13 protein-coding genes are annotated in these 13257 nt (G+C 69.4%); 8 read left to right on the top strand and 5 right to left on the bottom strand.

Features of this window, described 5'->3' with window-relative positions:
* The first annotated feature begins 38 nt into the window (after positions 1-38).
* The 3 genes from K5880_RS08375 to K5880_RS08365 are packed head-to-tail and all read left to right on the top strand — an operon-like array spanning position 39 to position 2451.
* Positions 39-1070, top strand: a complete 1032-nt coding sequence (locus K5880_RS08375; protein WP_297650732.1) for an iron ABC transporter permease — start codon at positions 39-41, stop codon at positions 1068-1070.
* On the top strand, positions 1067-2017 hold the full coding sequence (locus K5880_RS08370; RefSeq protein WP_297650675.1) for a heme ABC transporter ATP-binding protein: 951 nt from the start codon (positions 1067-1069) through the stop codon (positions 2015-2017). The genes K5880_RS08375 and K5880_RS08370 overlap by 4 nt, the downstream gene beginning before the upstream one ends.
* A complete protein-coding gene (locus K5880_RS08365) occupies positions 2014-2451 on the top strand; it encodes a hypothetical protein (protein WP_297650673.1) in 438 nt (145 codons plus the stop codon). Before K5880_RS08370 ends, K5880_RS08365 begins: the two co-directional genes overlap by 4 nt.
* Before the next feature lie 62 nt (positions 2452-2513).
* Here the strand turns inward: K5880_RS08365 and K5880_RS08360 are convergent, their stop codons facing one another.
* Both K5880_RS08360 and K5880_RS08355 read right to left on the bottom strand, forming a co-directional pair.
* Positions 2514-3911, bottom strand: coding sequence for an aminopeptidase P N-terminal domain-containing protein (locus tag K5880_RS08360; protein WP_297650672.1), 1398 nt, complete (start codon positions 3909-3911; stop codon positions 2514-2516).
* 129 nt (positions 3912-4040) lie between these two features.
* Entirely contained in the window at positions 4041-4781 is a 741-nt protein-coding gene (locus tag K5880_RS08355; RefSeq protein WP_297650670.1) for a nucleotidyltransferase family protein, read from the bottom strand.
* 168 nt (positions 4782-4949) lie between these two features.
* Between K5880_RS08355 and tkt the strand changes: the two genes are divergently transcribed.
* The 5 genes from tkt (at position 4950) to K5880_RS08330 (ending at position 10782) form a co-directional block, all read left to right on the top strand.
* Positions 4950-7043 carry a transketolase gene (tkt, locus tag K5880_RS08350; RefSeq protein WP_297650668.1) on the top strand — a complete coding sequence of 698 codons (2094 nt, stop codon included), beginning with the start codon at positions 4950-4952 and terminating at the stop codon, positions 7041-7043.
* A gap of 41 nt (positions 7044-7084) precedes the next feature.
* Complete coding sequence (gene gap / locus K5880_RS08345; RefSeq protein ID WP_297650666.1) at positions 7085-8083, top strand: type I glyceraldehyde-3-phosphate dehydrogenase; 999 nt, start codon at positions 7085-7087, stop codon at positions 8081-8083.
* 113 nt (positions 8084-8196) lie between these two features.
* A complete protein-coding gene (locus tag K5880_RS08340; protein WP_297650664.1) occupies positions 8197-8796 on the top strand; it encodes a TetR/AcrR family transcriptional regulator in 600 nt (199 codons plus the stop codon).
* A 14-nt stretch (positions 8797-8810) separates the two neighbouring features.
* Entirely contained in the window at positions 8811-9716 is a 906-nt protein-coding gene (locus K5880_RS08335; protein ID WP_297650662.1) for an alpha/beta fold hydrolase, read from the top strand.
* Between the two features lie 124 nt (positions 9717-9840).
* Complete coding sequence (locus K5880_RS08330) at positions 9841-10782, top strand: hypothetical protein (RefSeq protein ID WP_297650660.1); 942 nt, start codon at positions 9841-9843, stop codon at positions 10780-10782.
* A 175-nt stretch (positions 10783-10957) separates the two neighbouring features.
* Here the strand turns inward: K5880_RS08330 and K5880_RS08325 are convergent, their stop codons facing one another.
* The 3 genes from K5880_RS08325 to K5880_RS08315 all read right to left on the bottom strand — a co-directional run bounded on the left by K5880_RS08325 (position 10958) and on the right by K5880_RS08315 (position 13154).
* On the bottom strand, positions 10958-11800 hold the full coding sequence (locus tag K5880_RS08325; RefSeq protein WP_297650658.1) for an SPOR domain-containing protein: 843 nt from the start codon (positions 11798-11800) through the stop codon (positions 10958-10960).
* Positions 11794-12594, bottom strand: a complete 801-nt coding sequence (locus tag K5880_RS08320; protein ID WP_297650656.1) for a biotin--[acetyl-CoA-carboxylase] ligase — start codon at positions 12592-12594, stop codon at positions 11794-11796. Before K5880_RS08320 ends, K5880_RS08325 begins: the two co-directional genes overlap by 7 nt.
* Before the next feature lie 65 nt (positions 12595-12659).
* The gene (locus K5880_RS08315) at positions 12660-13154 is read right to left on the bottom strand and encodes an SET domain-containing protein-lysine N-methyltransferase (protein ID WP_297650730.1); all 495 of its coding nucleotides are present in this window, start codon (positions 13152-13154) and stop codon (positions 12660-12662) included.
* Positions 13155-13257 lie beyond the last annotated feature (103 nt).

The following is a 13257-nucleotide window of genomic DNA, read 5'->3' as shown; positions in this document are numbered from 1 at the left end:
TCGTTTCCGGTACGGCGCGAGCCGGCGGGGGCTTGTGGATGCCGCGCCGCCTCTCGGGCCCGAGCCTGCTGGGGTGGCTTGGCGGGCTGTTGCTGCTCACCCTGCTGTGGGCCGCGGGCGAGGGTGCCTACAGCCTGCCCTTGCGCGATCTGCCCGCCGTGTTGATGGGCACCGGTGGCGCCACCTCGGGCGCCGAACTGGTGTTCTTCCACATCCGCCTGCCGCGCCTGGTGCTGGGGCTGGCCGCCGGGGCCGGGCTGGGTCTTGCCGGCGCGCTGATGCAGGGCCTGTTCCGCAACCCGCTGGCCGACCCGGGCCTGATCGGCGTGAGCAGCGGTGCGGCGCTCGCCGCCGGCGCGACCATCGTCATGGGCAGCCTCTGGTTTCCCGAGCTGCCACGTTCGCTCGGGAGCTGGACGCTGGTGTTCATGGCCTTTGGCGGCGGCCTCGCGGTCACGGTGCTGATCTACCTGCTCTCGCGCGGCGAAGGGGGCACGCGCGTGGGCCTGATGCTGCTGGCCGGCATCGCGGTCAACGCGCTGGCCGGCGCCGGCCTGGGCCTGCTGAGCTTCCTGGCCACCGACGAGCAACTGCGCAACCTGCAGTTCTGGCTGCTCGGCAGCCTGGGTGGCGCGCGCTGGAGCGCGGTCGCGCTGGTCGGCGGCATCACGCTGGTGGCAGGCGTGGTGGGCCTGCGGCTGGCGCGCCCACTGAACGCACTCGCGCTGGGCGAGGCGCAGGCGGTGCTGCTGGGCGTGCCGGTCGAGCGCGTGAAGCAGGTCGCCATCGTGGTCACGGCGCTCGCCGTGGGCGCGGTCACGGCCACCACCGGCATCATCGGTTTCATCGGTCTGGTCGCGCCGCACATGGTGCGGCTGGTGGCCGGGCCGGACCACCGCTGGGTGCTGCCGGGCTCGGCCCTGCTGGGCGCCGTGCTGGTGCTGGCGGCCGACGCGGTGGCGCGCACCGCCCTGCAACCCGCCGAGCTGCCACTGGGCGTGTTGACCGCCATGGTGGGCGTGCCCTTTTTCCTGCTCCTGCTGCGCAGCGCGCACGGGAGGCGGCTGTGAACGCGCGGCTGCTCGACGCCGACTGGCGCAGCGCCTGCGGCGCGCTGTCGGGGGGCGAACGCCCGCTGTGGCTCGACGACGACGATGAAGACAACCCGCCCGACGCACCCGCCCTGCCCCATGGGCAGGGCCTGTGCGCGCGCGGTGTGGGCGTGCGCGCGGGCATCAGCACCTTGCTGCAGGCGGTGGATCTGCAGCTCGCGCCGGGCGAGGTGGGCGCCATCCTCGGGCCCAACGGCGCGGGCAAGTCCACCCTGCTCTCGGTGCTCGCCGGTCTGCGCGCGCCCGATACCGGTCACATGGCGCTCAACGGCCAGGCGGTGACGCCCGCGACCGTGCACCAGCTCGCGCGCCACCGCGCCGTGCTGCCGCAGGAGACGGCGGTGGCCTTCGACTTCCGCGTGCAGGACGTGGTGCAACTCGGGCGCTACCCGCACCACCTGCAACCCGCGCGCGACGAGGCCGCGATCGTGCAGGCGGCCATGGCCGCCACCGGTGTGGCCGCCATGGCCGATCGCAGCCTGGCCAGCCTGAGCGGTGGCGAGCGTGCGCGCGTGCAGCTCGCGCGCGTGATGGCGCAGATCTGGGAGCCCGGTGCCGACGGCGCGCCGCGCTGGCTGCTGCTGGACGAACCCACCGCCGCGCTCGACCTGCGCCACCAGCACGAGACCCTGGGCACGGTGCAGCGCTGGGCGCGCGGGCAGGGCGTGGGCGTGCTCGCGGTGCTGCACGACCCCAACCTCGCGCTGCGCTACGCCGACCGCGTGTGGGTGCTCGACGGCGGCGTGCTGCAGGCCAGCGGCCACCCGGCGCGTGTGCTGCGGCCCGCGCTGGTGCAGCGCGTGTGGCAGGTGCGGGCCAGTACCGTGCGCGCGGCCGACGGTGTGCCGCAGCTGCTCATCGCGGCCGACGTGCCGCCCCATCCGCCAGGAAAGGAAAAGACATGACTCTGGCCCCAGCGGCGGCGCTGATGGTGCGGCACGACAAGCTGGCCGCGCGCGAAATTGCCATCGAGCATGGCGCGCTCACGCGCCAGCTGGCCAGCCTGCAGCGCCGAGTGGGCGAGCAGCTGCGCGCCCACGTGCTGCAGGTGGCGCTGCTCGAGGAAGAGGTGCTGTTCCTGCGTGCGCAACTCGTCCTCGCGCGCACCTGCATGCTCTGGGGCCTTGGCGCGGCCGCCAGCGTGCTGCCAGTGCCACGCCGTGCACGCAAGGCAGTGACCGCGCCCGTGGACACCATGGCCGAGGCCAGCAGCGTGATCTGCCAGACCGGCTGCGTGGGCCACGCCCACCCCTGGCTTCAGGTCGGCGGCCAGTGCCGCAGGACGGGCCAGGCTTGCGGGTTGTACGCCGACAGCGAGGGCAGCAGGAATCCGGACTGATCGCGCCCGCCGCTTCAGGCCTTCGACCCGGCGAGACCGATGGGGCTGGCCGCGTGCGTCGCTCAGCCGCGCATCAGCGCTTCGATCTCGTCGGCCCGCACCGGCACACCGCGCGAGATCAGCTCGCAGCCGCTCGCGGTGACGATGGCGTCGTCCTCGATGCGGATGCCGATGTTCCAGAATGCCTCGGGCACGCCCTCGGCGGGACGCACGTAGAGACCGGGCTCGATGGTCAGCACCATACCCGGTCGCAGGATGCGGCTGGGGCGGTCCTTGATGGTCTCGCCGCTGAGCGGGTCGCGGCGCTCGCTCACCGTGCCGAGCTCGGACGGCTCGACGTAGCTGCCGCAGTCGTGCACGTCCATGCCCAGCCAGTGACCGGTGCGGTGCATGTAGAACGGGAAGTAGCTGCGGTTGGCGATCACGTCCTGCGCGGTGCCGACCCGGTTCGCATCCAGCAGGCCGACGTCAAGCAGGCCTTGCGCGAGCACCGCCACGGTGGCCTCGTGCGGGTCGGTGAAGCGCGCGCCGGCCTTCGTGGCGGCCACGGCCGCGTCCTGGCTGGCCAGCACCAGGTCGTAGAGCGTGCGCTGCGGCCCGGTGAACCTGCCATTGGCGGGAAAGGTGCGCGTGATGTCGCTGGCATAGCCGTCGAGCTCGCAGCCGGCATCGATCAGCACCAGTTCGCCGTTGCGGATCGGTGCTGCGTCGGCCCGGTAGTGCAGCACGCAGGCATTGGCACCGGCGGCGACGATGCTGCCGTAGGCCGGGTACTGCGAGCCGTGTTCGCGGAAGCTGTGCAGCAGCTCGGCGTCCAGGTGGTACTCGCGCACGTCCTGGCCGGCGCGCAGCATGGCCGCGCTGCGCCGCATGGCGCGGATGTGGGCCTGCGCGCTGATCTGCGCGGCGCGGCGCATGGTGGCCTGTTCGTGCGCGTCCTTCACCAGCCGCAGCTCGTCGAGGATGCCGCACAGGTCGCGCTGCGACTCGGGGCAGAGCGCGCCGTAGCGCACCCGCGCGCGCACCTTCTGCAGCCAGCCGTCCACCCGGCCTTCGAGCCCGGCGTGGATGGCGAACGGGTACCAGACGGTCTGGCGGTTCTCCAGCAAGCGGGGCAGGTGCTGATCGAGCTCGCCGACCGCGAAGGCCTGGCTCACGCCCAGGTGACCTGGCGCGGCCTCGGGGCCGAGGCGGATGCCGTCCCAGATCTCGCGTTCCAGGTCCTTGGGCTGGCAGAACAGCGTGGTCTCGCCCTCGGCGGTGATCACCAGCCAGGCGTTGGGCTCGGTGAACCCGGTGAGGTAGTAGAAGTAGCTGTCGTGCCGGTAGATGAAGTCGGTGTCGCGGTTGCGCGGCCGCTCCAGCGCGGTCGGCACGATGGCGATGCCGCCGGGGCCCAGTTGAGAGGCCACGCGGGCGCGGCGGTCGGCGTACAGGGTGGTGTGGGGGGTGGCGTCCATGCGCGCCATTGTCTGACTTTTGCCGAGGTGCCGTGGTGTTTGACCAGAGCACCCGCGGAACCGGCTTTGCCGGGCCGCCAGGTGCGCCCCCTCGGGGGGTGACGCCGCAGGCGGCGCGGGGGGATCCTGTTACTCCAGTTCCCGCAGCCGCTCGGGTGTTCCCACATCAACCCAGGTGCCGGTGTAAAGCTCCGCCCCCACCAGGCCCGCATCCATCGCGCGGCGCAGCAGCGGCGCCAGGGGCTCGGCTGTGCCCTGCGGGTTGCCCGGCAGGATCTCGCACCAGGGCGGCTCGAACAGCTCGCGCCGGTACAGGCCGATGGTGCTGTAGGTGTAACGCGTCGCGGCCTGGTTCAGCGCCAGGCCCTCGGGGCTCAGGCCGAAATCGCCGCGCGGGTTGTGCGGCGGGTTGGGCACCAGCCAGATGTGCGCGAGTTGGCCACTGTCCTGGAAGCGCGCCACGCTGGCGGCCGTGAAGGGAAAGCCGGGCACGTACACGTCGCCCGCGAGCACCCAGAACACGTCGCCCAGCATGGGCAGCGCGCGCGCGATGCCACCCGCGGTCTCCAGCGCGTAGCCGAAGTCCTGGCCCTCGCGCGAGACCGCCACCTCGGTGCCGGGGTGCGAGGCCTGCCAGCGCTCGCAGAAGGCGTCGATCTGCTCACCCAGCCAGGCGGTGTTGACCACGCAGCGGACGAATCCGCCATCGTGCAGGGCCTGCATGGGCCACTGCATGAGCGGCCCGCCCTGCACCCGCAACAGCGGCTTGGGTGTGACGTCGGTCAGGGGGCGCATGCGCATGCCACGTCCGGCGGCGAGGATCATGGCCGGGATCGGGGTGGCGGACGGGTCGACGGCGGGACGGGGCATGGTGGTGGACGGAGCGTGTACCGGGCACACAGGGCCCTGCGCTGCAGGAATTATGAGCGCGGGCGCGCAGATCGGTGCACGGTCGGGCAGGAGGTCGGGCGGCCCGATAAAATCATGCGTTTTGCGCCGCCGCGCAGCATTTCCCCTCAATCCCCCCCAGCACCCTTCATGTCCGACGCCGCCAGCACCCCCACCCGCACCGCTTCCGCCGCTTCGGCCGTGACCGCCCAGACCCAGGCCAACGCCATCCGCGCGCTGGCCATGGACGCGGTGCAGGCCGCCAACTCGGGCCACCCCGGCGCGCCCATGGGCATGGCCGACATGGCGGTCGCCCTGTGGGGCCGGCACCTGCGCCACAACCCGGGCAACCCGCACTGGGCCAACCGCGACCGTTTCGTGCTCTCCAACGGCCACGGCTCGATGCTGATCTATGCGCTGCTGCACCTCACCGGCTACAAGCTGCCGATCGGTGAGCTGAAGAACTTCCGCCAGCTGCACAGCAAGACCGCCGGCCACCCCGAGGTGGGGGTCACCCCCGGCATCGAAACCACCACCGGCCCGCTGGGCCAGGGCATCACCAACGCCGTGGGCATGGCACTGGCCGAGAAGCTGCTCGCGTCCGAATTCAACCGCGACGGCCATGCCATCGTCGACCACCACACCTACGTGTTCCTGGGCGACGGCTGCCTGATGGAAGGCATCAGCCACGAGGCCGTGGCGCTGGCCGGCGCCTGGAAGCTCAACAAGCTGATCGCGCTGTACGACGACAACGGCATCTCGATCGATGGCCAGGTCACGCCCTGGTTCATCGACAACACCGCGCTGCGCTTCACCGCCTGCGGCTGGAACGTGATCGGCCCGATCGACGGCCACGACACCGACGCCGTGGACCGCGCCATCGCCGACGCGAAGAACAAGGCCGGCATGGGCACCTTCGGGCCGACGCTGATCATCTGCAAGACGCACATCGGCAAGGGCAGCCCCAACCGCGCCAACACCGCCAAGGCGCACGGCGAGCCCCTGGGCGCCGACGAAATCGCGCTCACGCGCGAGGCGCTGGGCTGGTCGCACAAGCCCTTCGAGATCCCGCAGGACGTGTACGCCGCCTGGGACGCCAAGGCCGCCGGCAAGGCCATGGAAGCCGCCTGGGACAGCCAGTTCGCCGCTTACAAAGCCGCCTTCCCCGAGCTCGCCAGGGAATTTACCCGCCGCATGAAGGGCGATCTGCCCAAGAACTTCGCGCAGGTCGCTGTCGACGCCGCCGTGGCGGCCCATACCAGGGCCGAGACCGTGGCCAGCCGCAAGGCCAGCCAGCTCGCGCTGGAGACCTTCACCGCCGCGCTGCCCGAGCTGCTCGGTGGCAGCGCCGACCTCACCGGCTCCAACCTCACCAACACCAAGTCCACGCCCAGCCTGCGCTTCACCATGTCGGGCGATGTGGTGAAGAACGAGCAGGGCCAGGGCGGGCGCCACATCAACTATGGCGTGCGTGAATTCGGCATGGCCGCGGTCATGAACGGCGTGGCGCTGCACGGCGGCTTCATTCCCTACGGCGGTACCTTCCTCACCTTCAGCGACTACAGTCGCAACGCCATCCGCATGGCCGCGCTGATGAAGCAGCGCGTGATCCACGTGTTCACGCACGACTCCATCGGCCTGGGCGAAGACGGCCCCACGCACCAGTCCATCGAGCACGCGGCCAGCCTGCGCCTGATCCCCAACCTGGACGTCTGGCGCCCCGCCGACACGGCCGAGACCGCCGTGGCCTGGGCGGTGGCGCTGGAAAACGCCAGCCGCCCCACCGCGCTGCTGCTGAGCCGCCAGAACCTGCCTTATGCGCCCAAGAGCGACCTGGGCAGCATCAGCCAGGGCGCCTACGTGCTGGCCGAGCCGGCCGAAGTGGGCCTGAAGAAGAAGGCGCAGGCGGTGATCATTGCCACCGGCTCCGAGGTGCAGCTCGCCCTCAAGGCGCAGGAGCTGCTGGCGAAGGAACACAAGGTCGCCGTGCGCGTGGTCTCCATGCCCAGCACCACCACCTTCGACCGCCAGAGCGCCGCGTACAAGGCCTCGGTGCTGCCGGCGGGCCTGCCGCGTGTCGCCGTTGAAATGGGCGCCACCGACGGCTGGTGGAAGTACGGCGTGGCCGCGGTCGTCGGCATCGACACCTACGGCGAATCGGCGCCCGCGCCGGTGCTGTTCAAGCACTTCGGCTTCACCCCTGAAAACGTGGCGGACACGGTGCGCGCCGTGCTCGCGAAGTGAGTTTGTGAACCCTTTTTGAAACCTTCCAGGAGAGACGAGACATGACGATCAAGATCGGCATCAACGGCTTCGGCCGCATCGGCCGCAACGTGCTGCGCAGCGCCATCCAGAACTTCGCCGACATCGAAGTCGTGGCCATCAACGACCTGCTCGAGCCCGACTACCTGGCCTACATGCTGCAGTACGACAGCGTGCACGGCCGCTTCAAGGGCACGGTCGCGGTCGAGGGCAGCACGCTGATCGTCAACGGCAAGAAGATCCGCCTGACGCAGGAGCGCGATCCCTCGAACCTGAAGTGGAACGAGGTCGGCGCCGACGTGGTCATCGAATCCACCGGCCTGTTCCTGGACAAGGTCACCGCCCAGAAGCACCTGGACGCCGGCGCGAAGAAGGTCATCCTGTCGGCTCCCTCCAAGGACGACACCCCCATGTTCGTCTTCGGCGTGAACGACAAGACCTACAAGGGCGAGGCCATCATCTCCAACGCCTCGTGCACCACCAACTGCCTGGCGCCCATCGCCAAGGTGCTCAACGACAAGTGGGGCATCAAGCGCGGCCTGATGACCACGGTGCACGCCGCCACCGCCACGCAGAAGACCGTGGACGGCCCGAGCAACAAGGACTGGCGCGGCGGCCGCGGCATCCTGGAGAACATCATCCCCAGCAGCACCGGCGCGGCCAAGGCCGTGGGCGTGGTGATCCCCGAGCTCAACAAGAAGCTCACCGGCATGAGCTTCCGCGTGCCGACCTCCGACGTCTCGGTGGTCGACCTGACGGTGGAACTCAACAAGGATGCCACCTACGAAGAGATCTGCGCCGAGATGAAGGCCCAGAGCGAGGGCGCGCTCAAGGGCGTGCTGGGCTACACGACCGACAAGGTCGTGGCCACCGACTTCCGCGGCGACACCCGCACCTCCATCTTCGACGCCGACGCCGGCATCGCACTGGACAAGACCTTCATCAAGGTGGTGAGCTGGTACGACAACGAGTGGGGCTACTCGAACAAGTGCCTGGAAATGGTTCGCGTCGTCGCCAAGTAAGCGCAAGCTCACTTCAACAACAGAAAGCGCCTTCGGGCGCTTTTTTGTTGTCCGGCGCACGCATGCGACACCGCCTGCTTGACACTAGACCGACCGGTCTATAGATTGCGCCCATGTCCGAACCCAAGCCCTCCGATCAGCCACCCGGCACCCGCGAACGCCTCATTGCCGCCATGGTCGACGCCCTGCGCCGCCGCGGCCTGCACGGCATCGGGCTGACCGAACTGCTGGCCCAGGCCGGCGCGCCCAAGGGCGTGCTGTACCACCACTTTCCCGGCGGCAAGACCGAGCTGGCGGTGGCGGCCATCGACGACGTCGTCGCGCGCATGCTGGGCTGGCTCGACGGACTGCTGGCCAGAAACACCGATCCGGTCGAGGCGGCGCGGCAGTGGATGCAGGGCGCCACCCTGCGCCTGAGCAGCACCGGCTTTCATGCAGGTTGCCCGCTGGCCACGGTGGCGCTGGAGAGCACGCCCGAGGACCACGCCCTGCGCGAAGCCCTGGCGCGCGCCTTCGCCACGCTGCGCGAGCGCATTGCGCTGGCGCTGGAAGCCGCCGGCGAACCGCCTGAGTCCGCGCGGGGCGTGGCGGCGCTGATCGTCGCCACCTACGAAGGCGGCCTGCTGCAAGCCCGCGTGGCGCAAAGCACCGAACCCATCCAGCAGGCGACGCACACCTTGCTGACCTTGCTCGCCGCGCGTGCCGCGCGCTGAACGGAGACCTGTACATGACCGCCACCAACGACCTCCCGGCAGATGTGCGCATCGAACGCCTCTCGCTGACCGCCGCCGACGGCTATCCCCTCGCCGCGATGCGCTACCGTGGCTCCGCGCCGGCGCGCGCGCACCTCGTGGTCGGCGGCGCCACGGCCGTGCCGCAGGGCTTCTACAAGCGCTTCGCCGAACACGCCGCGCGGCGCGGCTTCGACGTGCTCACGCTGGACTACCGCGGCATCGGGGCGTCGGCGCCGTCAACCCTCAAGGGTTTTCGCATGAACTACCTGGACTGGGGCCGGCTCGACCTGGCGGCAGCCGTCGAGGCCATGCGCCAGGAGGGCATGCCGCTGTACCTCGTCGGGCATTCGTACGGCGGCCACGCCCTGGGGTTGCTGCCGCGCCAGGAGGGCATCAATGGTGCCTGGACCTTCGCCACCGGTGCGGGATGGCATGGCTGGATGCCACCGCTGGAGCGCCTGCGCGTGCTCTTCATGTGGCGCGTGCTGGGCCCGGTGTGGACCCGCATGGCCGGATACCTGCCCTGGAGCCGGCTCGGCATGGGCGAAGACCTGCCGCTGGACGTGTACCGACAGTGGCGCGAGTGGTGCCGGTTTCCACGCTACTTTTTCGACGACCCGCGCATGAAGTCCGTCACCGAGCGATTCGACGATGTGCGCTTTCCCATCGTGGCGGTCAATGCGCTGGACGACGCCTGGGCGCCACCGGCCTCGCGCGATGCCTTCATGGCAGGCTACCGCAACGCGGCGGTGCGCGCCGTCACCATCGATCCGCGCCTGGCGGGCCTCGGCCCGATCGGCCACATGGGCTACTTCAGGGCGCGCGCCCAGCCCCTGTGGAACGAGGCGCTGGACTGGTTCGAATCCCGACCTGCCGCCACGGCCAGCGCAGGCCTCTGAGCGCCGGTGTTGCAAAGTTGTGCGGAATTGCCGAAACCTGCGTGACTGCGGGCAATAAGAAAGACTGACATGTCAAAATGTCTCGTTACTTCTTTAACCTTTACTCGCCAGGGTCCTTCGGCCCATGCATCAGAACGCAATGCGCCGCTGGATTTCAGGAATACTCATGTGCGCGGCCGCGCTGGCAGGCGCGGTAGCTTTCGCGGCAGACCTCCCTCAGGCACAGCCGACGCTCCATCAGGGGGAAGCCGGTGACTTGATGTCGCGGGGCTACCACCTCGTGAGCGAGCTGAAGGTCGCCAGCGACGGCGGTGGCCGGGATGCCGATCCCGGTGATCCCGCTGACAGGATCGACGGCGGCAGTCTGGCCCGCCGCTACACCTACGAACTGGGCGTGACGACCCATACCGAGCTCTACGAAGAGTTCGGCACGTCGAATCAGAAAATCATGCAGGAGAAGGGCGCGCTCATCGGTGTGAAAGGCTCTGTGACCCGCCGCCTGGGTCGAGACAACAAGCTGGTCGTCGCTGGCGAAATCGCCATGGGCTACTCGGATTACACGGGCAGCTACATCGGCGGCAATTACGGCGACCTCAGGTTCAACGGACAGAGCCGATTCCTTCTCGATGTGTCGGTTGCTTACGGGCAGTCGATTCCCCAATGGAGCGACGTCGCGTTCTCTGTCGGCCTGGGCTATCGCCGCCTGACGGACAACCTCCAGGAGGCGGGTCCGGCCGGCTACCAGCGCGTCAACGACCGCATCTACCTTGCCTTGGGTGTGGAGAAGCCTTTTCACAGTGGCAACTGGACCATCTCCCCTGGCCTCAACTACCGTTCGGCTCTCTGGGGCAATCAGTACTCGGCCATCTCGGGTGGCCTGGACAAGAGGCAGAAAGATGCGTCCGGCATCGAGCTGTATGTCAACTTCGCGCACAAGCCTTCGCGCATCACGGTGACACCGTTTCTGCGCACCTGGAGCGCGGAAGACTCCAAGGTAAACGGCGGCTTCTACGAGCCCCGAAACGACACCCGCGAAGTGGGTGTGGCGCTGACCTACCGCTTCTAGGGCCTGTTCCAGGGGGCCTTGGCCTGGGTTGCTGGCGAGCGAGCAACTGTCGGGATCGGGGCGGCCCCTGCGTGTTCTCGCTCGCCCAGCAACCCGATTTCGGCCGGACGTGTGAAACGACGGTGCGGATCATCGCCGCCCCGAGGCCTGCCGGAACAGGGAACACACCCGTGGCTCAAACGCAGCGGCGCAGTGTCTTGCCCGCCATCGCCTCGTCCAGCCCGTCCACCGCGGCACGCTGAGCCTCGGTGATGGCCGGCAGGCGCAAGGTGTACGACACCGACTCCGCGCGCTCCTGCGCCACCTTGGCTGTGCGCACGCCATCCTGCTCGACCTGCCGCAGGGCCTGCTGCGCTGCGCTCTCGCTGGAATAGGTGCCCAGGGCCAGGCCCGGTGCCAGGCCGGGTGCGGTGATCTCGCGGAAGCTCACGCCCAGTGCGCGCAATTCGGCCTTCTTGCGCTCGACCTGCTCGGTGTTGTCGTAGCGCCCCATGTAGACAATCCACCGTCCGCCACTGCGGGTCTCCGTGAACTGCCACTGGCTGGCCGGCAGCCCGAGCAGGGCCAGTTCGGCTCGCAGCAGCTCAAGCTGGGACTCCGTGAACGCGCCTGCCAGCCAGCAAGCCCGGGGGCCGCTGTCTGCGACAGCCGGGCTGGTGGTGGGGGTAGGTGTCGAGGGTGGCGTTGCGGGCCGGGGCGGTGCCACAGGTGTGTCCATCACGGCAGGTGGGCTGTCAACCGAAGGGGTTGGCACCGCCTCGGGTGGGGCTGCGGGCTCAGGTGTGGCCACAGGCGCTGCGGCCGGCGCAGATGCAGCAACCGCGGGCTCGGCATCTGGTGTCGACGCGCCCTTGGGACCATTGAGCAGGCGCACCACCTCGGGCTGGACCTGTTGCGCCAGCCGTTGGGGTTCGGACTGCTCCACCGGGGCCAGCCCCAGGCCGTCGAGCTGGCCCTGGGTCCAGGCGAAATAGCCCACATTGGCCAGCACCAGCAGGAGGACGGCCCACCTCAGCATGGGCGTACGCTCACTTCCGCGCTGGTCACGGCCTGCATGCCTTGCGCGGTGAGCACCTGCAGGGCACCGCTGTCGTCCACGCCGCAGGCCGTGCCGCGGGTGCCGTCGGACAGCTGCACGGTGTGCCCCTGCAGCGCATCGAGGCGGGCAAACCGCTGCGCAAACGCAGGAAAGCCTTGCGTGGCGAAGGCCAGCACGTCCTGCACCAGGGGGGCGGCCACGCGCTCCAGCACCTCGCCCGGGGTGATGCCCACCAGCACCTCTGCCAGACCGGCGGGGGCCATGGCGGTCACCCCGGCACCGTCGGGCAGCAGCGCGGCCACGACCGATGCTTCCGGGCGCGCGACGTTGATGCCCACGCCGATCACCACCATGCGCTGGCCTGCCGGCGCTTCGCCGGTGCTCGCGGTCTCCACCAGGATGCCGCCGATCTTGCGCTGGTGCAGCCAGAGGTCATTGGGCCATTTGAGGCGGATGTCGGGATGCAGGCTGCTCGCCAGGCTCACGCCCACCGCCAGCGACAGCCCAGCCCAATTGACAGGTGCCAGGGGCAGCGCGAGGGAGAACGTGAGCGACTGGTCTGGCCGGCTGTGCCAGCCCTTGCCCAGGCGGCCGCGTCCCGCAGTCTGGTCTTCGGCTGCGAGCAGCACGGGTTCCATGAGTCCGCTGCGCGCACGGCGCATGAGTTCGCTGCTGGTGGAATCGATACTGGGCAGCACCTCCACGGTGAAACCCGGCAGCGTGGGCACCACGGCCTGCCACACGGCCTCCGCGTGCGAGAGCAGGTCAGACATGGCCGGGAACGATCCACCTTGGGGGGAAGCGATCCGCACAGCGGTGAAGCGTGGGGGACATTTAGTCAGCCGAGTCTGGAGGCGCGTCCAGCCTTTTTGGGTGCGAGCAGGGTACCTCGACACTTCTTGGCGCCACACCAGCAGGGGTACTCGGCCTTGAGCTTGGGCGTGTAGGGTTCGTCGATCACCAGGCCGTAGTCGTAGAACAGCTCTTCGCCAGCCTTGATGTTGCGCCGCGCGCGGATGAACACGCGACCGTCTTCCACATCCGCCTCGCAGTTGGGCTTGCAGCTGTGGTTGATCCAGCGCGCCGAATTGCCGCCCACCTTGGCGTCGATCACATGGTCTTCATCGATGTGGAAGTAGAACGTGTGGTTGGGATCGCTCGGGTCATGCGGGTGGCGCCGCAGCGCCTCTTCCCAGGTGATGATCTCGCCCACGTACTCCACCAGGGTCTCACCCTCGGCCAGGTCGACGACCGCATACACGCCCTTGCCGTGCACGCCGGAGCGCCGGGTCTGGATGCGGCGGCCAGAGGGCACTGGGGCCGGGGCCTTGATGGCCTTGGCGCCTTTGGGGCGCGGCTTCTTGCGGGGGCTTTCAGCGAAACCTCGGGTTTTCGTCACGGCCGATTTATTTGGTAAGGTTGTTTCATGCAGGTGC

This window comes from Hydrogenophaga sp. (assembly GCF_025699295.1).
Taxonomy (GTDB): Bacteria; Pseudomonadota; Gammaproteobacteria; order Burkholderiales; family Burkholderiaceae_C; genus Hydrogenophaga.
This window is presented reverse-complemented; position numbering and strand designations above follow the sequence as displayed.